The sequence below is a fragment of the Nocardiopsis sp. iso_186 genome (genome assembly GCF_056173365.1).
The window spans coordinates 59,888-80,569 of the sequence record NZ_CM149670.1; the positions used below are offsets into that span (position 1 = coordinate 59,888).

20 protein-coding genes, 1 tRNA gene and 1 pseudogene are annotated in these 20,682 nt (G+C 68.6%); 7 read left to right on the forward strand and 15 right to left on the reverse strand.

The window, feature by feature from the left end; translation table 11 throughout:
- Positions 1 to 13 precede the first annotated feature (13 nt).
- The 4 genes from AC0VYP_RS00250 (at position 14) to AC0VYP_RS00265 (ending at position 3,765) form a co-directional block, all read left to right on the forward strand.
- Positions 14 to 853: a glycosyltransferase family 2 protein gene (locus AC0VYP_RS00250; protein ID WP_475472015.1), complete on the forward strand. Its 840-nt coding sequence runs from the start codon at positions 14 to 16 to the stop codon at positions 851 to 853.
- A gap of 58 nt (positions 854 to 911) precedes the next feature.
- A complete protein-coding gene (locus tag AC0VYP_RS00255) occupies positions 912 to 1,409 on the forward strand; it encodes a DUF4446 family protein (RefSeq protein ID WP_475472016.1) in 498 nt (165 codons plus the stop codon).
- Positions 1,410 to 1,470: 61 nt separating this feature from the next.
- On the forward strand, positions 1,471 to 2,418 hold the full coding sequence (gene pheA, locus AC0VYP_RS00260) for a prephenate dehydratase (RefSeq protein WP_475472017.1): 948 nt from the start codon (positions 1,471 to 1,473) through the stop codon (positions 2,416 to 2,418).
- Between the two features lie 705 nt (positions 2,419 to 3,123).
- Positions 3,124 to 3,765: a TetR/AcrR family transcriptional regulator gene (locus AC0VYP_RS00265; RefSeq protein ID WP_475472018.1), complete on the forward strand. Its 642-nt coding sequence runs from the start codon at positions 3,124 to 3,126 to the stop codon at positions 3,763 to 3,765.
- A gap of 268 nt (positions 3,766 to 4,033) precedes the next feature.
- On the opposite strand, the gene AC0VYP_RS00270 is transcribed toward AC0VYP_RS00265, so the two are convergent.
- A complete protein-coding gene (locus tag AC0VYP_RS00270; RefSeq protein WP_285761395.1) occupies positions 4,034 to 5,509 on the reverse strand; it encodes an amidohydrolase family protein in 1,476 nt (491 codons plus the stop codon).
- Between the two features lie 727 nt (positions 5,510 to 6,236).
- Positions 6,237 to 6,407 carry a hypothetical protein gene (locus AC0VYP_RS00275; protein WP_285761394.1) on the reverse strand — a complete coding sequence of 57 codons (171 nt, stop codon included), beginning with the start codon at positions 6,405 to 6,407 and terminating at the stop codon, positions 6,237 to 6,239.
- A 254-nt stretch (positions 6,408 to 6,661) separates the two neighbouring features.
- Here AC0VYP_RS00275 and serS point away from each other — a divergent pair, with 254 nt between their 5' ends.
- The gene (gene serS / locus AC0VYP_RS00280; protein WP_475472019.1) at positions 6,662 to 7,927 is read left to right on the forward strand and encodes a serine--tRNA ligase; all 1,266 of its coding nucleotides are present in this window, start codon (positions 6,662 to 6,664) and stop codon (positions 7,925 to 7,927) included.
- A 54-nt stretch (positions 7,928 to 7,981) separates the two neighbouring features.
- Here the strand turns inward: serS and AC0VYP_RS00285 are convergent, their stop codons facing one another.
- Positions 7,982 to 8,536 (reverse strand): bacterial proteasome activator family protein, encoded by a 555-nt coding sequence (locus tag AC0VYP_RS00285; protein ID WP_285761392.1) that lies wholly within the window; start codon positions 8,534 to 8,536, stop codon positions 7,982 to 7,984.
- 50 nt (positions 8,537 to 8,586) lie between these two features.
- Positions 8,587 to 9,574 (reverse strand): annotated as a pseudogene (locus AC0VYP_RS00290) (NAD(P)H-quinone oxidoreductase).
- Between the two features lie 208 nt (positions 9,575 to 9,782).
- Here AC0VYP_RS00290 and AC0VYP_RS00295 point away from each other — a divergent pair.
- Positions 9,783 to 11,663: a MinD/ParA family ATP-binding protein gene (locus AC0VYP_RS00295; protein WP_475472020.1), complete on the forward strand. Its 1,881-nt coding sequence runs from the start codon at positions 9,783 to 9,785 to the stop codon at positions 11,661 to 11,663.
- Positions 11,664 to 11,765: 102 nt separating this feature from the next.
- Positions 11,766 to 11,853, forward strand: a tRNA-Ser gene (locus tag AC0VYP_RS00300).
- 136 nt (positions 11,854 to 11,989) lie between these two features.
- Here the strand turns inward: AC0VYP_RS00300 and AC0VYP_RS00305 are convergent.
- From AC0VYP_RS00305 to AC0VYP_RS00355, 11 genes are all read right to left on the reverse strand, one after another.
- A complete protein-coding gene (locus tag AC0VYP_RS00305; RefSeq protein WP_285761389.1) occupies positions 11,990 to 13,408 on the reverse strand; it encodes a tyrosine-type recombinase/integrase in 1,419 nt (472 codons plus the stop codon).
- On the reverse strand, positions 13,405 to 13,614 hold the full coding sequence (locus tag AC0VYP_RS00310) for a helix-turn-helix transcriptional regulator (RefSeq protein ID WP_285761388.1): 210 nt from the start codon (positions 13,612 to 13,614) through the stop codon (positions 13,405 to 13,407). Before AC0VYP_RS00310 ends, AC0VYP_RS00305 begins: the two co-directional genes overlap by 4 nt.
- Before the next feature lie 46 nt (positions 13,615 to 13,660).
- On the reverse strand, positions 13,661 to 15,619 hold the full coding sequence (locus AC0VYP_RS00315; protein WP_285761387.1) for a DUF3987 domain-containing protein: 1,959 nt from the start codon (positions 15,617 to 15,619) through the stop codon (positions 13,661 to 13,663).
- Between the two features lie 202 nt (positions 15,620 to 15,821).
- On the reverse strand, positions 15,822 to 17,828 hold the full coding sequence (locus AC0VYP_RS00320) for a hypothetical protein (protein ID WP_475472021.1): 2,007 nt from the start codon (positions 17,826 to 17,828) through the stop codon (positions 15,822 to 15,824).
- 68 nt (positions 17,829 to 17,896) lie between these two features.
- Positions 17,897 to 18,265, reverse strand: coding sequence for a hypothetical protein (locus AC0VYP_RS00325; protein WP_285761385.1), 369 nt, complete (start codon positions 18,263 to 18,265; stop codon positions 17,897 to 17,899).
- Positions 18,265 to 18,501, reverse strand: coding sequence for a hypothetical protein (locus tag AC0VYP_RS00330; RefSeq protein ID WP_285761384.1), 237 nt, complete (start codon positions 18,499 to 18,501; stop codon positions 18,265 to 18,267). The genes AC0VYP_RS00325 and AC0VYP_RS00330 overlap by 1 nt, the downstream gene beginning before the upstream one ends.
- The gene (locus tag AC0VYP_RS00335) at positions 18,501 to 18,773 is read right to left on the reverse strand and encodes a hypothetical protein (RefSeq protein ID WP_285761383.1); all 273 of its coding nucleotides are present in this window, start codon (positions 18,771 to 18,773) and stop codon (positions 18,501 to 18,503) included. Before AC0VYP_RS00335 ends, AC0VYP_RS00330 begins: the two co-directional genes overlap by 1 nt.
- Positions 18,770 to 19,960 carry a hypothetical protein gene (locus AC0VYP_RS00340; RefSeq protein WP_475472022.1) on the reverse strand — a complete coding sequence of 397 codons (1,191 nt, stop codon included), beginning with the start codon at positions 19,958 to 19,960 and terminating at the stop codon, positions 18,770 to 18,772. Before AC0VYP_RS00340 ends, AC0VYP_RS00335 begins: the two co-directional genes overlap by 4 nt.
- Complete coding sequence (locus AC0VYP_RS00345; RefSeq protein ID WP_475472023.1) at positions 19,957 to 20,088, reverse strand: hypothetical protein; 132 nt, start codon at positions 20,086 to 20,088, stop codon at positions 19,957 to 19,959. Before AC0VYP_RS00345 ends, AC0VYP_RS00340 begins: the two co-directional genes overlap by 4 nt.
- On the reverse strand, positions 20,088 to 20,270 hold the full coding sequence (locus AC0VYP_RS00350; RefSeq protein WP_475472024.1) for a hypothetical protein: 183 nt from the start codon (positions 20,268 to 20,270) through the stop codon (positions 20,088 to 20,090). The genes AC0VYP_RS00345 and AC0VYP_RS00350 overlap by 1 nt, the downstream gene beginning before the upstream one ends.
- Entirely contained in the window at positions 20,270 to 20,548 is a 279-nt protein-coding gene (locus AC0VYP_RS00355) for a WhiB family transcriptional regulator (RefSeq protein WP_475472025.1), read from the reverse strand. The genes AC0VYP_RS00350 and AC0VYP_RS00355 overlap by 1 nt, the downstream gene beginning before the upstream one ends.
- Positions 20,549 to 20,682 lie beyond the last annotated feature (134 nt).

Genomic DNA, 20,682 nt, shown 5'->3' on the forward strand with positions numbered 1-20,682 from the left:
CAGGGGAGGCAGCGTGTCTTCTCCCTCAGGGGCGGACGGGCACGGCCGCGTCGCGGTCGTCATCGCGGCTAGGAACGAGGCGCAGCGGATCGCCGCAACGGTTCGCGCCGCCAGCGGCCTGCCCGGAGCGGACCTCGTCATCGTCGTGGACGACGGTTCCACCGACGACACTGCGGCCGTGGCGACGCAAGCCGGAGCCCGCGTTTTCCGGCATGGCCGCAACCGCGGCAAGGGCGCGGCCATGGAGACCGGTGCTGAGGGCGTGCGGCTGGTCGAGGAGCACGAGGCCGCCTCCGGAGTCGCCTCCGACCCGCGCCACCTGCTGTTCCTGGACGCCGATCTCGGCGTCACCGCCGCGGAGGCCGCGCCACTGCTCGACCCGGTGCGCGCAGGGAAAGCCGACATGACGATCGCGCTCTTCCCGGCCGGTCGTACCCGCCTCGGCGGGCACGGCTTCGTCGTCGGCCTGGCCCGAGACGGAATCCGGCGCGCCACCGGCTGGGAGGCCGAACAGCCGCTCAACGGGCAGCGTTGTCTGACCCGCTCGGCATTCGAGGCGGCCCTCCCCCTGGCCGCCGGGTTCGGCGTGGAGACCGGACTGACCATCGACCTCCTGCACAGGGGCTACACGGTCCAGGAGGTCGAGGTGCAGATGGAGCACCGGGCCACCGGCACCGATCTGCGCGCCCAACTGCATCGCGCCCGTCAGTTCGCCGAGGTGGGAAGGGCGCTCGCGGCCCGCGAGCTGGTCCCCGCGGCGCGCCGCGGAATACGTCGCGTGGGCGACCGTCTCCGAGGCGTGTCCCCTGCACGGCCCAGCCGGCTCCGGCGACGCCACGACGAAAAACACTGAAAGTATCCACGCGACAGCGCATCGTGGCGATTACGCTCGCAGGGTGCTCTCAATCATCTTGACTCTGATCGCTCTGCTCCTGGCAGCCGGTGCTCTCGCGCTCGGCGCCCTGGCGTTCCTGCGTACGCGTACGGTTGTCGAGGACTGCCGCAGCGTCGTCCAGCGGATGCTCCCCGACACCGGTGGCGGCATCGACGTGCGTTCCATCCGCGACGTGGGGATCGTCCGCTACGACGCCCTGGAGGAGATGTCGGGCGCCCGGTCCTTCTCCCTGGCCATGCTCAACACCGCCGGAGACGGTGTCGTGCTCACGTCCATCAACGGCCGTACCGAGACCCGGACCTACGCCAAGATCGTGGAGGGCGGATCCGCTACCGAGGCGCTGTCCCCGGAGGAATACCGCGCCATCCGTGCGGCACGTCTGGGCCAGGGTCCAGGCGGTTCGATGTCCGCAGAACCGGCAGAACCGGTGTCGTCGGTCTCGATCGCCTCCCCCCGGGAGCCGGTCCAGGACGAGGAGCCGGCCCGACCGTCCACGGAGAACGCCCAGGCGTGAGCGCGGTAGCGCCCGGACCGTCGCCCCGGTACCTGAGCCGATTCCGAGTAACCTGCTGTACATGCCGAAGACCTATGCCTACCTGGGCCCCGAGGGTACGTTCACCGAAGCCGCCCTGCGTATGCTCATGCCCGACGCCCCTGCGGGAAGCCTCGTTCCGTGCAGCGGGGTGGACGCGGTCTTCTCGGCGGTCCGGGGCGGTGCGGTCAACGGCGGCGCCGTCCCGTTGGAGAACTCGGTCGAGGGCGGGGTCACCGCCACCATCGCCGAACTCATCAACGGCGATCCGCTGCTGATCGGGGCAGAGGTCGCCGTCCCGGTGGAGTTCACGCTGTTCGCCCGCCCGGGCACCATGCTGTCCGACGTGAAACGCGTGGCCACCCACTCCCACGCGCTCGCCCAGTGCCGGGGGTGGCTCGCGGCCAACCTGCCCCACGCCGACACCTTCACCGTCTCCTCCACCGCAGCCGCGGCCCAGGCGGTCTCCGAGCCCGGAGCGCCCTACGACGCCGCGATCTCCGCGCGTCTCGCGGGAGAACGCTACGGCCTTGCCTCACTGGTCAGCGGAGTCGGGGACCGCGCTGACGCCGCCACCCGGTTCGTGTACCTGCGCCGCCCCGGCGCATTGCCGGAGCCGACCGGAGCCGACCGCACCTCCTTGGTCGCCTTCCTCCCCGACGACCACGCCGGTGCCTTGGTGGACCTGCTCAACCAGTTCGCGGTCCGCGGGGTGAACCTCACGCGGCTGGAGTCGCGTCCGACCGGTGACGGACTGGGGACCTATTGTTTCTGCATCGACGCAGACGGCCACGTGGCCGAGGCGCGGGTGGGGGAGGCCCTGATGGGACTGCGCCGTGTCTGCCGCGAGGTCCGCTTCCTCGGCAGTTACCCGCGCGCCGACGCCGACACCGAGCTGACTCCCTTGCTCCCCCGCGGAGGTACGAGCAACGCGGACTTCCTTGCCGCCGAACAGTGGCTGGCGCGAATCCGTGCGGGAGCGGTCGCCTAGACGCACTGGCCCGAGAGCTTGGATACGGCAGGAGGGCCGCTGGTCGCCGTGCGGAAACGGCGGTGGTCGTACTGGTGCAACCAGCCCCGGAACGCTTCCCGCCTCTCGGCTCCTGAGGTGCGGCTGTGGGCTCGTTCCTCGGCCAAGGCGGCCCGATGGGACGGGACCGGCGGGCAACCGCGCACTGTCGGCGGTGGGACGACGCAACCTGGAGTCGGGCAGGCCGAGGCGGCACCGGTCCGGCCGACGTGTGGGCGAGGCGTCGGTCGGTGACGCTCAAGCGTTGCTCAACCACTTCCGGTGGGAACGGACACTCGCGGGGACGGCGTGGTTCCCGTCGGGTCCGGGACCGGATCCGGCCGCGCGGCGTGCGGGGTGGGTGCCTGGCGGGGCTGGCCAGCGGCGGCGGGCGGCATCGATCCGCAACACCGGTTTGAAATACCTTGCCGACGTCGGCGGCCGGAATCTCGGACACCAGCAGCCATACCGGATCCACCACCTTCACCACAGGACTGTCGGTCCGTCCGGGATGTTCCCCTCGTCGGACGCCGGCACCTCACCCGGAGCACAGGGGACAGCGAGACGCGTGACCGCTCCCTTGGGCCGCCCGAAAACCCTCGGCTGATGAAAAATCACTTGTGACGTCACGAGCGTCAAAAGCGGTGATGCCTTCATCAGTCATGTCATGGCCGGTATCATTCGAGCATGGCCGCAACCCACGCGGGCACTGGGACCCGCCTAGAGCGTCGCAAAGCACACACCCGGCGTAAGCTCCTCGACGCGGCCCGGGCCATGCTCGCCGACGGCACTGCCCACCAGGCGAGCATTCAGGACATCACCGACGCCGCTGACGTCGGTTTCGGTTCCTTCTACAACCACTTCTCCACCAAGACGGAACTGTTTGACATTGCGGTCATCAACGTTCTGGAGGAAATGGGGACCCAACTGGATCAGCTCGCCCTCGAACAGCGCGATCCGGCCGCAACCTTGGCCCAGTCCATCCGACTCGTCGGACGCCTCACCCGCAGGCAACCACAAGTCGCCCAGGTCATGGTGCGCCACGGTGTGGCTTACCTCGACTCCGATCGCGGGCTGGCCTCCCGCGCCCTGCGCGACATCATCGCCGGTGTCGAAGCGGGACGCTTCCACACTCCGTACCCGAAGCTGGCACTGGCCACCGTGGCCGGCGCGTTGCTGGGTGCACTGCACTTGTCGCTGACGGACCCGGACTTCGACGACGACACCGCCTACGACCACCTTGCCGAGCACCTACTGCGCATGCTCGGCATCCCCCGCGCCGAAGCGCGACGGTTGTCCACCACCGCACTGCCCGACATCACGGGGTAGTCGGTTCAGTGAGCCACGCCTCCACAGCCGGCACGGCACGTTCGGGGCGACCGCGTCGCGCCGGTGGCCGACAGGTCGCAGCTCGGTCTAGGCGAGGTGGCCACCCGGGTCGGTCGCGGTCGCCCGGGATGCCAGCGTGGTCGGTCCGGTCACCGGCACTCCAGTGCCTGGTACGCGACAGATCGGTGATCCGATCCGTCGCGTGGTGGAACGCGGCGACATTACCCGCGGTCACCCTGGCCTGTTGTCGGATATTCCGGTTGTGCCACTACCGGGAACAGCAGCCGTCGAGGGACATCGCCGGGATGTTGAGCGCGGACCGGTCGATGTCCTGGTCCGCCAACTCGTCGATGTGGTTCGCGAGCTCGTCCGCGGTGAAAGGGTGCCCGGCGCGCACGACGAGCGAGATCGAGGCCAGGTTCTCCACAGACGCGAGCGGGTCCGCGTCGAGCAGTACCAGGTCGGCGTCCATCCCTGCCGCGATTCGTCCCATCTGGCCGGTGCGGTCAAGATAGCGCGCCGGGGCGGTCGTCGCCGATCGCAACACCTCCAGCGGTGAGAGCCCGGCCTTGGCCAGCTCCCGGAACTCGAGCTGGATCGAGCTCCCCACACCGCGGCCGGCACCGTCGGCCCCGGCGAGGATGGGCACGCCCGCCTGATGCCAGATGCCCACTGTCTCGACAGCGTGTTCGTAATAGCGGCGGAACGTCTCCCGGGTGCTGGCGGGAAGCGCCGCGAACTCGTCCACGGTGGACAGGTACTCTTCCCGGGCTTCGACGGTCATGGTCTTCAACCACGGGTCGTCCCGGTAGACGGTGTCGTCAGCGAGATACTTCGAACGGAGGCGGACCAGCGTCGGGCACTGCCACGTGCCGTTCTCGACGAAGACCGCGGCCAAGTCCCGCGCACGGTCCTGGTCGAAGCTGTCGAAAGCGCGGGCGAGTAGACGAAGGTCCTCTTCGCTCGCGGTATTGGAGGCGTTTCCGGTCAGAGCCCCTTTCATCGCCGCCATGTAGATGTCACCGGCGTAGGGCAGCCCGGCCACCCAGGAAGGCTCCGACAGGCCGGCGGCCTTCTCCTCCCAGAGGGCGTCCGCGTCCCGGGAACAGGAGATCCACACGTTGGTGCTCGTGCCAAGGTGTTCGACGCAGTCGAACCCTGCTCTGGCCGCCTCGTCGATCTTGACCGACGGCGGCAGATGTCCGGCGATACGCAGCCCGTGCTCGTGCGCTGCGTGCACCGCGGCGAAGAACGCCTCCCGCTCCGTCATGATCATCTTGATGAAGTCCGCGCCCTGGTCCCACTGCCGAGCGACCTCACTGCGGGCCTCCTCGGCCGACAGCGCGTTGAAGGGCAACAGCAATTCTCCCGGCATGGCCAGCAGCCCAGGCGCCCGCGGTGTCAAGGACAGACGCTGTTCGGCCCGGTGCCGCAGCATCTCCGCCGAGCCCTCCATCTGCCGCATCCCCGTGACCCCCTCGGCGAGCATCGTCGCCAGCGCCAACGCCGGGCGGTCCGCCTGTAACGCGTGAGTGTGCATGTCGTTGAAACCCGGTACGGCGAACCGTCCCGCCCCGGCGACCACACGTACGCCCCTCTCGGCCCGGACCGTTTCCGTCGGCACCACCGACTCGACCTGTCCGCCACGAACCAGGATCGACATCCCCGCGGCAAGGGTTCCATCCAGGGGGTCAACGACCGTCACATCGTCGATGCGAACCGGGCCCGCGGTCGGGAACTCCACCCGCCCCGGCTCCGTCGGTCGCAGGAGAGGCCCCACGGCCTGCCCGCCGACGGCGCCCGCGCTCACGAGTAGCACGCCCTTGCCCACCCGCTTCAAAAAGGACCGCCGTGTCGAGTGAGTGCGCCCGCCTCGCTCCGCGGCCTCGCCAGGCCCCTCGGATGCGTCGCCAACTTCTCGCTTATCCATGACCGGTCTCTCCAAGGGCAGGCGCATCCCACATTCGTGGGTAAAAATCAGTAATGATGATATTATCAGTATGGAGGTTGGGATCATGGACGCCAATTGGGCGACTGGATGGGGCCACGCCGAGCGTCCCAACGACGAAGAACGACCCAGTGCGCTGACCATTGAGGTTGGTGACACCCGACCCGGGTGGCACGTGCGAAGGGGCCTTCGACGTCGGTGTGGATTGCGACAGTTCCACCGAACCGGAAGGCTCTGGGCACCCCGTCGCCCACGCCAACGCGCCTGACCCACGTCGGCAGCCTCACTGGAGCTCGACAAACCCGGCCGCCCACGCCGATCACCCGCTCGGACCCCGTCCCGGGGCGAACGCCGCCTCCTCCGCTGGTGGGGCCTGCCCATACCGGTGGCCGCTCGGGCCTGGGGCACACCGGCCGGGCCGTCGCACGCCCGATGCGCCGCTATGAATGGGCCCGGCGACCTCGCCCGTGTTGACCCGGACGTCAGGAAACTCGGCCGCATACCCGACGGGAACGAAGGACGGTCAGGCGACGTCGAACATCCAGTCCTCCCCGGCCGCTCTGGACAGCTCGCGCCTCAGCGCGGTTCTCAGCGCGGTGTCGTCGGGCGCGGTCCGCTCCAGGACCGCCAGCGCCTCCGCCAGTTCATTGGCGGTCATCGATCCCAGCGGCTTCGTCAGCCAGGTGCTGGCCATTCTCGTTCCCCCCGTTTCCCACCCCGCCTCAACGGCGGTTCTGCCCTCTCCGGTCGGGCCCGCCCCCTCTGGGGCCCGACCGGTAACCGCTCCAACGGAGCGTCCCCGGATCTATGACGCTGCTTCCGGGACTTCTTTCGACGACCTCCCCGCGCCGACCGTTCCCCGCCCCACGGACCTGATCCGGCCATCGGGGACGAGGAGGGCGGGAATACGAGGTGCCCCGGGTGGCGCATGCCCGGTAGCCTGCTCAGGTGATCGACCTTCGTGCTCTTCGGGATGACCCTGACCGCCTGCGCGCCTCGCAGCGGGCCCGCGGCGAAGACGACTCCGTCGTCAACCGCCTGCTCGACCTGGACTCGCGGCACCGCGCCGCGCTCACGCGCTTCGAGTCGCTGCGCGCCGAGCAGAAGAGCATGGGCAAGTCCGTGTCCCGGGCCTCTGCCGAGGAGCGCGCCCCCCTGCTGGAGCGTGCCAAGGCGCTGTCCAACGACGTCAAGACGGCCGAGGCCGAGACAGAGGCGCTCTCGGGCGAACTGGTGGCGTTGTTGACCGCGGTCCCCAACCTGGTGGAGGAAGGCGCGCCCGAGGGCGGTGTGGACGATTTCGTCGTCGTCGAGGAGGTCGGTACCCCGCGCGATTTCGACTTCACCCCCCGCGACCACCTCGAACTGGGCGAGATGCTCGGCGCCATCGACATGGACCGCGGCGCGAAGGTGTCGGGTGCGCGTTTCTACTTCCTGACCGGCGTCGGCGCGATGCTGGAACTCGGTCTGCTCAACATGGCCATGCAGCAGGCCGTCTCCGCAGGTTTTACCCCGATGATCCCCCCGGTTCTGGTCAAGCCCGAGACCATGGAGGGCACCGGCTTCCTCGGTGAGCACTCCGCGGAGGTCTACCACCTGCCCGCCGACGACCTCTACCTGGTGGGGACCTCCGAGGTCCCCATGGCCGGGTACCACGCGGGGGAGATCCTGGCCCCGGACGCGCTGCCCAGCCGCTACGTCGGCTGGTCGTCGTGCTTCCGCCGCGAGGCGGGCTCCTACGGCAAGGACACCCGCGGCATCATCCGGGTCCACCAGTTCAACAAGGTCGAGATGTTCGTCTACACCCATCCCGACCAGGCACACGAAGAGCACCAGCGGCTGCTCGCCTGGGAACGCGAGATGCTCGACAAGCTGGAGCTGCCCTACCGGGTGGTCAACATCGCCGGTGGCGACCTCGGTACGAGCGCGGCACGCAAGTTCGACTGCGAGGCGTGGGTGCCCACCCAGGGCCGCTACCGGGAGCTCACCTCCACCTCCAACTGCACCGACTTCCAAGCACGGCGGTTGAACATCCGCTACCGCGACGCCGAGGGACGCCCCCGGTTCGCCGCCACCCTCAACGGGACGCTGGCCACCACCCGTTGGATCGTGGCCATCCTGGAGAACCACCAGCGCGAGGACGGTTCCGTAGTGGTCCCCGAGGCGCTGCGTCCCTTCGTGGGCCGGGACGTACTGGAGCCCGTCAAGAAATAGCCGAAACGACGGCGCCGGCCCCTCGCGAAGAGGCCGGCGCCGTCGTCGTTGCCCCTACAGGTAGGGGCCCGACCCTCCACCCGGCAAGCGGCCGCCCAGCACCTCGTCCTCGGGGCCACCCGGCGCCATACCCGCGGGAAGCGCCTTGCGCATGTTCTCCAACTGCGCGCGGGCCGCCATCTGCTGGGCGAACAGCGTGGTCTGGATGCCGTGGAAGAGTCCTTCGAGCCACCCCACCAGCTGTGCCTGGGCGATACGAAGCTCGGCGTCACTGGGGGTCGATCCCTCGGTGAACGGAAGGGACAACCGCTCCAGCTCGCTCACCAGCTCCGGTGCCAGGCCGTCCTCCAGCTCCTTTATCGAACTGGAGTGGATCTCCTTGAGGCGTACCCGGCTGGCTTCGTCCAGCGGGGCTGCCTTGACCTCTTCGAGGAGCTGACGGATCATGCTGCCGATCCGCATGACCTTCGCGGGCTGCTCGACCATCTCGGTGATCGGGCGTTCCTCGGGTTCCTGGCCGGAGCCGTCCTCGTTCTCGTCCGCCGACCCGTTCGGCCCCAGCACCAGGACCTGCGGCTGCTCTTCTTCGTTGCGGTATCCGTTGTTCATTACTCTCACCTTGCGGCTGTGCGCGAATGGGCGGATTGCGACCTGGACGATCACCGGGCGGTGAGCACGATCTTTCCCACGTGTTCACTCGACTCCATGATGCGGTGCGCCTGTGCCGCCTCTCGAAGGGGAACTGTGCGGTCCACGATAGGCCGGATCGCCCCCTTCTCGATCAGGGGCCATACCTGTTGGGCCACTTCGGCGACGATGGCGGCCTTCTCCTGCGGCCTGCGCGAGCGCAGGGAAGTGGCGTGCACGGACAGCCGTTTGACCAGCATCCTGCCCAAGTTGAGCTCCGCCTTGGCGCCCCCCATCAGCCCGATGACCACGAGTCGGCCGCCGACCGCGAGCGAGCGCACGTTCGCGTCCAGGTAGGCGCCGCCCATGATGTCCAGGACGACGTCCACCCCCGCGCCGCCGGTCTCCTCCTTGACCCGGGCGGCGAAGTCCTCCGTGTGGTAATCGATCCCCACGTCGGCGCCGAGTTCGCGGCAGCGCGCCAATTTCTCGGGACTGCCCGCTGTAGTGAGCACTCGCGCGCCGCGCGCATGCGCGAGCTGGATCGCGAAGGTCCCGACCCCACTGCCGCCGCCGTGCACCAGGACGCTGTCGCCGCTGGTGAGACCGGCCGTCATGAACAGATTGGACCAGACGGTGCACGCCACCTCCGGCAGTGCCGCGGCGTGTACCGCGTCCACCCCTGCCGGCACCGGCAGCAGTTGGCCGACGGGAACAGCGACTCGCTCGGCGTAGCCACCCCCGCTGAGCAGGGCGCATACCTCGTCGCCCACCCGCCAGCCGGAGCCCTCGGTTCCGGGGCCCAGCGCGTTGATCCGACCAGAGCATTCCAGACCCGGGTAGGGCGAGGCGCCGGGCGGTGGCGGATAGTTGCCTTCACGCTGACTGATGTCGGCCCGGTTCGCGGCGGTTGCCGTGACGTTCGACGACGACCTCCCCCCGGCCGGGCTCGGGATCGGGGACCTCGGCCCAATCGAGAGTGTCGGGACCACCGGGCTCTCTGATCACAATCGCTCGCATGCCCATGACGCTACCCAGTCGAGACGCTCCACACCGGTTCACGTGCTTGCAGGGGCGATCGCCGCCGCTGATCCTCTTCTCATTCCTTGACCGGTAGTTTTATCGTTGTTGACTCGACTGTCCGATGTGGCCAGGGTGAGAGGCCCGGCCGGTCGTCAATGAAGACGTTCGTACAGTTGGTCCTTGAAGCGTCCTGAGGAGAACCGCGGTGGCATACAGAGAGCACGACGGTTCGGAGCATGCCGGTGCTCGTCCGCTGCGTCGGGAATACGACGACGCGCCCGAAGCCGGCACCGCCCGTGAGGAGGGCACCGAGCCTGCGGAGGGGCAACAGCCCTCGCCCGCCGACCAGTGGTTCGGAGACGGGTTCGACTCGGGCCCCATCGCCCCGCCGCCGCCCTACGCACAGCCGAACAGCGACCGGTCGGGCGCGTTTCCCCCGCCGCCCCCGGCCCGGCCCCCGTCCGAATCCCAGTCCCAGCCCAACGTCGCCCCGCCCGCGCCGACCGGTGATCCGGTCCCGCTGCCGCCGCCCCCGCTCCAGCCTCCGCGGCAGGAGCATCCCGCACCCGAGCAGCGTCCCCGGCCCCCGGCACCGGCCGAAAAACCTTTTCCCTTGGAGCAACCGCCCGACGTCATCCCGCTGCCGCCGAACGGACGGGGGGCGTCGTCGGCGGTTGACGAGTCCGACGGCGGCGGGCATGCCCGCAACCAGGCACGGCCGGCACCCGAGCCCTGGTCCGATGAACTCCCCGAACCCGAACCGCTGCCGCCCCTGGACGCCCAGCCCTACCGGCTGCCCAAGGCCGGCAGCCCCCGGACGTTGACGTCACCGGGCCAGCAGCCTCCGGTAACGGAGTGGAGCGCAACTCCTCCCCCGCCGCCTGCACCACCGCAACGGGTCGAGCAGCAGGACGGACCGAAACCCCCTGTCCAGCACGTAGAGTCCGCGGGCCCTCCGCGGCAGGCTCCGCAGAAGCCCGAGCCCGTACAGGAAGCCCCCCGTGTGCCGCCCTCCGATCGGGACGGCGTGCTCTCCCCGCCCGGACCCGAGCAGCGTCCGCAGACCGGGCCGGGGCGTTCCCCGACCGGGCCCGGTCGGGGAACGGACCATGCTCCGGTCGAACAGCCGGGGTTCGATCCGCGTCCGAGGCTGCCCGAGACCGCCGAGGCGCTCAAGGCCGACACTCTGGTCCGGGGACGCCGCCAGCCCCCCAGCGCAGGGTGGCGCAAGGCGTTGCACTCGGCGACGTTCGGCCTCGTTCACCCGGGAGAGTCCCCGGCCGAACTGCGCCGGCGCGAGCTCATGGCGCGGGCACGCACGCACGTGGCGGGCGGGCACCACCGAGTGGCGGTGCTGAGCCTGAAGGGAGGCGTCGGCAAGACCACCACGAGTGTGGCACTGGGGTTGACGTTGGCGTCGCTGCGCGGAGACCGGGTGTTGGCGGTGGACGCCAACCCTGACCGCGGAACCCTGTCGGACAAGCTGCGGTTGGAGACTGCGGCGACCATTCGGGACCTGCTCAACGAGAAGGAACTGATCCAGCGCTACGCCGATATCCGCGGGTTCACGTCGCAGGCGTCGTCGAGGCTGGAGGTCCTGGCATCCGATCGTGACCCTGCGGTCTCGGAGGCGTTCAGCGAGGCCGACTACCGCGAGGTGTGCCGGCTGCTGGAGCACTTCTACTCGATCACGTTGACCGACTGCGGGACGGGGTTGCTGCATTCGGCGATGAAGGGCGTACTGGGCCTGGCCGATCAGATCGTGCTGGTCTCCACCCCTTCGGTGGACGGAGCGCGCAGCGCCTCGGCCACGCTGGACTGGTTGGAGGCGCATGAGTTCGGCTACCTTGTGCGCGGTGCCGTCGTGGTGCTGTCCATGGTGCGCACCGGCGGCAAGTCCAGTGTGGATCTGCAGCGCCTTGAGGACCACTTCGGATCGCGCTGCCGTGCAGTGGTGCAGGTCCCGTGGGACTCCCACCTGGAGGAGGGGGCGGAGGTTGACCTCGACCAACTCGCTCCGGCCACCCGGCACGCCTACCTCGAACTCGCGGCCACCGTCGGCGAGGCGTTCGCCTGGCCGCGCTGATGTCTCCTCCCGGGTCGGACCGTACCGTGCGACCCGGGAGGACACCTGGCCGCCCCGTGTGGGCTAACATCTCTGGCGAGAGGGATTCACCTCCTTCTCCCAGGAGGGTTCGCATAGCGGCCGAGTGCGGCGGTCTTGAAAACCGCTAGGTCCTTACGGGGCCTCGTGGGTTCAAATCCCACACCCTCCGCCGCAGACCTGTATAAACGCAGCTCAGGGCCGGTCTCGGAAGTCTCCGAGACCGGCCCTGAGTCGTTTTCGGTGTCCGGTTGTCACCCGCTATCAGCGGCCCTCAACGGGCCTTCACGGTGAAATAGCGGAAAAGTTCAGTCGTCATCGTCCCTGGTCATCTCCTCCATGGACCGCTGGATGCGATCCAGCGCGGCGGCCTGCTGACCGGCCACGCACTTGGCGTAGACCCGGAGCAGGACGTCTACGGAGTGGCCGGCCCAATCGGCCACCTGGGCCGCTGGAACGCCTGCGTTGAGCCACGTGGACACCGCCGCGTGGCGGAGGTCGTAGGGCTCCTTCGCCAGAGGGGATGCCGCCTCCTCCGCAGTGAAGGCGGCTTCTCGTGCCTTGGCGAGACAACCCAGGTACGCCCATTCGGCCAGGACACCGCCCCGGGGGCCGATGAAGAGCCGACCACCGGGCGCGATGTTGAACTCCTCCACGTGCCAGAGCAGGATCTCCACCAAGTCCGGGTGGACGGGAACCCGGCGGTCCTCTCCCGTCGCCCGGTGCTTGAGCTGGCGTTTCTGGCGAGACTTCCGGCTGTCGTTGTACTTCGTTCCGGCGCGGGGCTCCGCTTCCGAGAAGACGATCTCGCCCCACCCTTGATCGGGCAGGCGCTCCAGATTCGGCCGTGCCAGACAGATGGCCTCCTCCGGCCGTAGAGCCGCGTAGTACAGCAGGGCGTAGAACGCCTTGACCCGGGGGCCGTGCCCGGGCTGTTCCCCGATGCTCTTCAACAGGGTCTTTGCCTGCGCGGCGTTGACGACCACGTTCGGGTTGACCATGGGTGCCGCTCGTTCGCGGGTCCACCTGATGTGCTTGATGGGATTGGCCGGCAACAGGCCGATCTCACAGGCGTATTCGAGCGTGTTGTTGAAGACCATGCGTTTGCGCTTGGTCGTGTTCGCGGCGGCGAGTGTGCCGTCCAGCTTGCGCGAGAGCCGTTCCAGAGAGCGCCGCGCCAGGACCGGATCGGATAGCGCCGATACGTCCACGGTGTTGCGCTCCAACCACCGCAGAATCGGTTTCAGCCGTTCGGGCAACGGGTCGCCCCACAGACGCGTGCTGAATGCCCAGTCGCGAAGGACCTCCCGGCGAAGGGAGCGATCCGGCATGCTTCGGTCAGTGCTCAACAGGGCTTCGGTCACGTCGGTGAGTGCTTCAGCGATCGACCGCCGTGAGTTGGGTGCGGCGGTCTCCCATTTCATGTCCACGTAGGAACAGGCGAATTCCAGCCATGACCTCTGTTCCTTGAGCCAGGAAAGCGGCTTTCCCGAAGCGGTGTCGAACGGTTCGCCGCGCTGGCGGGCGGAGACGATTTCCGCCTGGTAGGCGGTCGCTGCGGCCCGGGTGCCGAAAGGCTCGCGGAACTCCGTGCCGTCCACGGTCCACCGCACCGTGTAGGTCGTGGCGCGCTTGCCCACGTACTTGTGCAGTTTCCACACATTGACCTTGAGGGAGGCGGGACGGCCGCCCCAAACGGGGCGGCCTCCCTGATGCTGGTTGCTCACGCGGCGGACTCCAAAACGCTCAGGAAGGCGTTCAGCTCGGAACGACGGACCCTGAGAGAGCCGTTGGGAAGCGGAAAGCAGCGCGGTCCTTTCCCGGTCTGGTTCCAGTGGTAGAAGGTGCTCCGGCTGATCCCCAGTTCCGCGCAGACCTGGGGGACGGTCAACAGCGGGTCGGAGACGGGGAGATGGGCGGTTTGCTTGGGCAACGGTCTTCCTTCCTGGCAACAAGTGGTCCGGGCGGTTTGCTGGTGGCTATGCGCGCGGACCGCTGATATCGGGGTGAACGAGGTACTTCGGTGAGGGCGGGCGGCCTCCCTTCTTCCCGGTCGGCGGCACAGGCGCCGGTCTGATCCATCCGAGGTCGGCCAGCAGCGCCAGCGGCGCTTCCAGATCTCCCGCCTTGGCGACCTGCTTCGTACGCAGCGCCCTGAACGCGTCGCGAGCGGAGAACTCGCCGGGCGTGGTCTTGGTGAGCCAGTCCAAGACCTTGCGGGCGATCTCGTGGGCGGGGTCGTTGCCCATTGCGCCGAAGACGGCCAGGGCGTGTTCGGCGTAGTACTCACCAATGGCGTACGCCTTTTCGAGTGTGGCCGTATCGATGGGACGCGCCCATCCGTCGGTGAGGTGGTCACCGAGGTGGATCAGCGCGGCGATGCGCACGATCGCCCCGACGTACTTGCCGCCCCAGTCGCGGATCTGTCCCAGACGCCCTTCAGGGCGCAGCTGTGGTTCCACTTCCTCGTAGAGCAGCCGCGTTATGCGTTGGCGCGCTTCGGGGGTGAAGGTGAGTGTGACGGGTTCGGTGAGGTTCCACAGCGAGTAGAGAAGGGTGGTGAGCCGGTGGCGGTAGGTCTGGGCGACGTCGGGCGGAACGGGAACAGAGGTCGCCGTGCGGTAGCCGACGTTGTCGGCGGGCAGCGCGTAGAGGATGCGCGCCAGCAGTCCGCGACCCCGGCCGCCCGGGGTCGCGAACACTTCGCTCAGTGCTTCGGGCTGTAGAGCGATGCCGATGGTCAGCGCGGACTTGGCAACGAAGTCGGGTTCGCGGCCCTGGCGGTCAACCCGGATGGGCTCTCCCGCGTGGGCTTTGAGGAAGGTGTCGAGGTTGGGCATCCCGGAGTAGCGCCCGGCCAGGGTGCCAAAGAACCCGCCTTCGGGTGCCAGCAGCGACAACCGGCCGCCCTGTTCGGCCAGACGACGCGCCAGGTTTTCGGGGGTGATGTCGTCGGCCACGAGCTTGGGCTGATGGGGCACGCTCAGTTCGCCGGCGCTCTCGGCCGCGCCCATCGCATCAGCGATCGACTGCGGGTCGCGGTCCTTCTCGGCCTTGGCCGCCAGTTCCTCGGCCTTGGCATCAGCGATGCGTTTGGTGAGGGCGGCTTCGATGATGACGGGCTTCATGTGTTCCACGAGGTGTTCCTCGGCAGCGAACACCGGTTCGTTCATTGCCGCGAACACCGCGCTCTTGCGTGAGGCGGGTTCCATGGCCGCCACCGTGTAGACGCACACGGGTTCGCTCCACTGGCCGGTGTCGGCCCACACGCGCCCCGACGCCGCTGTGGACAGCGCGGCCAGGGCCAGGCACCCGGCCAGATCGGGCGGGGTCTGGGTGGAGTCGGACACGGCCGCCGCGAAACGCCCCACCCACTCGGGCAGCGCCTCCAACGGGAATTCGGGCAGCGTGCCCTGTACGGCGTCCAAGGCCACAGGGTCGGTCCACGCGGCCTTGGCACGCACGGTGTCCAGGTGGCCTTTGGCGACCTGCATCAGGTCGCCGATGTCGCCGTCACCGGAGTAGCCGACCTGCACCAGGCGGGTCCCGGTCTCCACCACCGCGCGCCGTTGAGCGAGGTCGGCCACGGTGCGCGCGTAGTAGCCGCCGTTGGCCGCCACGGGGACGGATTCGGTGAGGGTGTGCAGGTAGGGAGCGCCACCTACGCGGGTGATCTCGCCGCTCTGGGTGAGTGCGGCGTTCACCGAGACGGGATCGGCGGGTTCGCCCTGGCGGTGCAGTCGGGTGATGGTGGCGAAAAGGATCTGGTGGGCGGGACGGTAGAAGTCGGTGGCCACGACCAGCCGGGCCACGTCGGCAATCGCCTCGGGGGAGAGCAGCATGGCGCCAAGAGCCGCCTGTTCGGCTCCGAGGTCGTGCGGGGGCATCGGACCCCAATCGGGTCCCTCTGCCGGTTCGGGGACGGCCATCAGTGCCATGATGGGAACTGCTCCTTCCTTGGAGTGCGGTCCCGGCGGTTTGCTTGGTGGCTATGCGCCGGGACCGCTTTGTGCTGTGTGGTGTCGGAGTGGGTGTCAAAGAGGTGTTGGAGTGGGTGTCTGACACGTGTCAGACACCCGTTGACCTGTAAGGGACTCGCGCGCCGGGCCGCACCGTGTCAAAGAGCGCGGCCAAGCGCGGTCAGACCAGTGCGGGTTCGCGGTCGGGGTCGGTGGGGGCTGCCTGGATTTCAAACTCCCCGCCGTCGTGGTGGGTGATCCGCCCTTCGCCCTCCAAGCGTTTGAGTTCGGTGATGACCCAGGAGCGTTGGCGGTCCAGTCCCTGCTCGTCAACGAGCGCGCGGCGCAGGTCGGGAGCGCGGAACGTGTGGATTCCACGGTCCTGCCACAACTGGAGTTGGGCGACCAGCCGGGCGCGGGCCTCCTCCGCACCTTCCTTGGACCGTTTGGGTTTGGTGAAGGTCAGCAGGGTTTCGCCGGGGGCGGGCTCCAGTTCGTCGTCGATGTCGGCGTTGAGGTCGGGGTCGGGGTCGGGGGTGGTGTCCAGGCGCACGTCGTTCATGTCGAAGTCGTCCTCTTCGCGGGAGTCGGCAACAGCCGGGGAAGGGGTGGCACTGGGGGTGAGCGGTGCCACGGTCTGCCCGGGGGCGGTGTGGCGGATGCGCTGGGTGTAGGCCGCACCGAACGCGTCGGCGGTGATGGGGTCCAGCTCGGGTTCGGGCAGGGTGGCCACGATTTCAGCGATCGCGGCGTTGTCGATGTCGTAGATGCGGATGGGGACGGAGTGGCGGTCTTCGTCGATTCCGTCGATGGCGGCGTAGCAGCACCCGGGCTTGGACTTGCGCCAGTTCTCGGGCACGGCCCCGGCTTCCAGTACGTAGTCGGGCAGCGCGTAGGAAGCGTCGTCGGTGGTGCGCACCCCAAAGCACATCGACGACCCGAAGTTGGACCGGGCGTCGGTGTCGAGGTTGGTGTGGGTGGCGCGCTGCAACGAGGGTTCGATGTGGATGCCCACCGAGCGCGCGACCTTGATCAGGTCGGTGAACTTGTCGTTGTCGGGCAGGATCGCCGATGCCTCTTCGATGAGCAGGTAGACAAACGACAGCCCGCACCCCTTCGCCCAGTTCTCCAAGCCGAGGTTGGCCAGGTGATCGGCGCGGACCTTCACGGCCTTGTGCAGGCGGTCGATGATGGGGGCTGCCTCACGCTTGGAGAAGGCGCACCACCCGACGACGGGGATGAGCGGGCCCAGGGTTTGGCGGCCCTTCTCCACGTCGATGGCGATGACGAACGCATCGGAGCGTGCGGCCATGAGCAGGGCTTTGAGTTTGGCGTAGCGGGACTTGCCCGCCCCGCTCATGCCCACGGTCAAGCAGTGCTGGTTGCGGGGGTCGATGGCGAAGCGCTCCCCGTCCTCATACACCCCCAACTCCAACAGGGCATCGGCCACCGATGCGCCGGTGAGTGCGGGGGTCATGCCGGGCCACGGGATGGTGGTGGCGAGCATGTCCTTCTTCACGATGGTCACCCGCGCTTTGGAGGAGTCGGCGGGGTCGGGCACGGCGCGAATGGAGCCGGGCGGGAGTTGGTAGGCGCTGGCCAGGGAGGAGAGCTGGCCGGTGAGTTCGTCGATGGTTTGGCCCGGGACCAGGTGCACCACGCCTTCGGTGCGCACCTCGGTTTCGGTCTTGGTCTCCAGGCGGGTTCCGCGAAGCGCGCCGATGCGTTCGGTGATCTCGCGCCAACTCGGGGCCTTGACGGCCGTGTCGGTTCCTGTTGTCTGGTTGGCTGCCCAGGTGTGGACGTTGGAGCCGATCGACAGGGTCGCCCCACCCAGGACGAGGATGTCCAGCACCGGGCGACCGGTTCCGGCGGCGGTGGCCAGTGCCATCCACGCCGCTCCCCCTCCTGCGGATGCGGTGGCGATCATGCAGGAGTACCAGGTGCGGGCTTTGGTGAGGTGGTAGCTCAGGGTGGTGATGGCTCCCCCGGCCACACTCACGCCTGCGGTCGCCGCGGCGGTGGCCCACCCGGCTTCACCCCACATGAGGTGGGCGGCCCACCCGGCCGGGATCATCAGGGCGGTGGTGCCCCACGGGCGCAGGTAGGCGGCTGCTCCGGGGCCGCGCTTGGCCAGGGGTTCGGGGTTGGTTCCGGTCCACACCAGCGCGCTGGATTTCTTGGCCATGTCTGTCTCCTTGTGGGCGGGGGAGGGGGCGCGAGCGGGTGCGCCCCCTCAAGCGGCGGTGGTGTGGGTTAGGCCTTCATGTTCATGGACTTGCGGGGCTTCTCGGCGCCCATCAAAATGCCGTAGTGCTTGCGCACCGACCCCCACAGCGACACCGAGCTGATGGCCGACTCCCGGGCGCGTGAACCGGCCCGGCGAAGGTGGGAGGCAACCGCCTTGGCGCGTTTGCGGCTGGTGGCCATCGACTCGGTTGAGGTGAGCGCCACGGTGGCCAGTGCGGCCTCCAACTCGTCGGCGGAGAGCTCGACCTCCATGGCGATGGCGCGCTGCAACTCGCGGAGTTTGGTGGCGTAGCGGCGGATGTCGGAGGCGTTCTCGAACTCGATCTTGCCCATCTCGTCCAGGAGCTTCTTCGCGGTGGCGGTGGACTCAGACATCAGTTCTCCTTGTCAGTGGTGATGACGACGGCGATGAGGCCACGGGCGGGACCGTGGAGGTCGCGGCGGGCGGTGGTGAGCGCGTGGTGCCAGCACCGGCCCGCCCACGCGGCTGTGTCGATGGCGGTCTCGGCCAAGGGGCGGGTGTCCAGGCGGGCGGCAAGCCAGTTGTCGGCGTCGGTGGCCGCGTTTTGGATCAGGTGCCACCAGGTGCGACGGCGAAGGCGGGGGTCCATCACGCCACGTCCCAACCGGGGAGAGCGAGTTGGCCGGCACACAGCGGGCAGGTATCCCACGGGCGGGCGCCGTGCTCACGCGGGCGGGTACAGCGCTGATCGAGGGGGACGGTGATGTCCATCAGGTGAGCGGCCTTGTCCTGCTCGGCCACACGCCGCGCGTACCGCACGTCACCGACCAGCCCGCACGAACAACTCAGTCGGTAGATGGCGGCCGTTCCCTGAGGGGTTTCTTCTACCTGTCGGCACACGTGGGGGCGGTGCTGGCTCATGCCTTGCCCTCTTCGATGTCGCGGCGGATTCGGCGCACGGTGGACACGCCCAGCCCGGTGTGAGCGGCGATGTCGCCCGTGTGAGCGTTGGGATGGGCGGCCAGGTAGGCGGCGACGCTCGCACGGTTGCGCTCACCTTCCAGACGGCGGCGTTCCTGGGCGGTGAGAACCCGCTCGGAGTCCTCGGAGCCGTGCGTGGGAGCGGGATGCTCGCACGGGCGCTCAGACGCCCCCACCTGCCCCGACACCTCGGTGTGGGGTGTGGTGGTGTCGTCGTGTGAGCGGTCGGGCTCTGCCGTGGGAGCGGCCCCGCTCGCACGGGCGCTCAGGTAGTCCTCGATCTCACGTACCGCGCTGGTACTCACCTGGGTGACCGACTCCTCAAAGGCCGGACCGGTCGCGGTGGGAGCGGGGACGGGCTCCGTGCGAGCGTCCGTGCGAGCGGGCGGGGTGGGGGCGCTGTTCTGGTGGTCGATCTGGTGGATGGACTGGGTGATCGCCGCGCTGGCACTGGTGTTGATCAGGTAGGCAAGACCCGCGAAGAGGGCGGAACCGATGGAACAGGCCGCACCGACCGGTCCGGTGCCCAGCCACGACCCGACGATGGAGACCAGCAGCGGTGCCAGCATCAGCGCCACGAAGAACCGGTTCGTGGCCGCGTCGAGCACGGTCCCGGCCCGCGCGAGGATGCCCCGCCACACGATGACCGTGGTGGACAACCCCGTCAGACCGATCTCAGCGAGGTAGCCCACCGGGGCCGGACCCTGGTTGGCCTCGACGAGTGCGGCCAACCCCATGGCCGACCCCACACTCAAGGCCAGGGAAGCGGCCAGCGCGACCCGTCCGAACCGCGCCTGGTAGCGGGTCATGTCCAAGATCGTGCGCGCCGGGGAAGTGGCCCGGCGCGCGGCGGCGATGATCGTGTCCACCTCGGAGCGCTCGGCTTCGCGCCGGTCGGCTTCGTGGGCGTCACGGAGCTTGCGGCGGTGGGCCAGGTCCAGTTCGGCTTCGAGGCGCTGAGTGGTCAACTCGTCGTAGCGGGCCCGGGTCTTGGGGTTGAGGGCCGGGTTGTCCAAGAGTTCCTGGCCGGGGATGGACGCCAGTGTCTTGGCGTCCTGCACGGTCTTTTGGACCTGGTGGGCGGTGATGGCAGGAGCGGTATCGGGGTGTTTCTTGCGGGGGTTCACCGGCGGGTCTCCTTGCGGCGCTTGGCGATGGCGCGGATGGTGTCGCGGTCGGTGTTGCTCTCGGGCCACAGCCACACCACGACCGCGACCACCACGACCAGGGCGGCGAAACTGATCAGAATCGACATCAGCGACGTGCCTTCTTCCTGGATGAGCGCCTGGTGTGGACCAGGCCGATACGGATACGGGTCAACCGGCGAAACCGGGAACGCAGACGGCGAAGCGTGACGGCCGTTTTGAGGGAGAGCAGGGTCACGGCCACCGCGACGACGGCACACAGAATCAGAGGGCCGACCAGCTCGGCATTCATCAGGCAACCTCTCCGAGCTGGTTGAACATGCGGATCTCCTCAGCAGTGCAACCAGCCCAGAACCCGTGTTCGGGCTCGGTACGGGTGGCGTACTCGAAGCAGAGCCGACGGGCGGGGCACTCGGCGCACAACACCGAAGCGGCCTGCTCCCGCATACGGCTGGTGGACTCGGTTTCGTCATCAGTGGCGAAGAACAGTTCCGGCGAACTGGCACACGGTCGGGGCGTGGCCAGCAGCACGTCACCGAGCTGCCGATTTGTCATCTCTCGTGGGTCCATCTGCAAGAACCTCCCTTGTCGGGTGCGCCCCCGCTGGTGGCTATAAAGCGGGGACTGCATGGCCAGGTTGGCTATGCATCTAGCTTGGCTAGCCAAGCTAGGAGAGTCAAGAGAGTTCTTCGATTTTCTTCCTA

Bases quoted from the DNA above. Each gene is read 5' to 3' on its own strand.
- pheA (WP_475472017.1), top strand. From the start codon at position 1,471: ATGCCGAAGACCTATGCCTACCTGGGCCCCGAGGGTACGTTCACCGAA.
- AC0VYP_RS00265 (WP_475472018.1), top strand. From the start codon at position 3,124: ATGGCCGCAACCCACGCGGGCACTGGGACCCGCCTAGAGCGTCGCAAA.
- AC0VYP_RS00275 (WP_285761394.1), bottom strand. From the start codon at position 6,407: ATGGCCAGCACCTGGCTGACGAAGCCGCTGGGATCGATGACCGCCAAT.
- AC0VYP_RS00285 (WP_285761392.1), bottom strand. From the start codon at position 8,536: ATGAACAACGGATACCGCAACGAAGAAGAGCAGCCGCAGGTCCTGGTG.
- AC0VYP_RS00315 (WP_285761387.1), bottom strand. From the start codon at position 15,619: ATGGCACTGATGGCCGTCCCCGAACCGGCAGAGGGACCCGATTGGGGT.
- AC0VYP_RS00320 (WP_475472021.1), bottom strand. From the start codon at position 17,828: ATGGCCAAGAAATCCAGCGCGCTGGTGTGGACCGGAACCAACCCCGAA.
- AC0VYP_RS00325 (WP_285761385.1), bottom strand. From the start codon at position 18,265: ATGTCTGAGTCCACCGCCACCGCGAAGAAGCTCCTGGACGAGATGGGC.
- AC0VYP_RS00330 (WP_285761384.1), bottom strand. From the start codon at position 18,501: ATGGACCCCCGCCTTCGCCGTCGCACCTGGTGGCACCTGATCCAAAAC.
- AC0VYP_RS00335 (WP_285761383.1), bottom strand. From the start codon at position 18,773: ATGAGCCAGCACCGCCCCCACGTGTGCCGACAGGTAGAAGAAACCCCT.
- AC0VYP_RS00345 (WP_475472023.1), bottom strand. From the start codon at position 20,088: ATGTCGATTCTGATCAGTTTCGCCGCCCTGGTCGTGGTGGTCGCGGTC.
- AC0VYP_RS00350 (WP_475472024.1), bottom strand. From the start codon at position 20,270: ATGAATGCCGAGCTGGTCGGCCCTCTGATTCTGTGTGCCGTCGTCGCG.
- AC0VYP_RS00355 (WP_475472025.1), bottom strand. From the start codon at position 20,548: ATGGACCCACGAGAGATGACAAATCGGCAGCTCGGTGACGTGCTGCTG.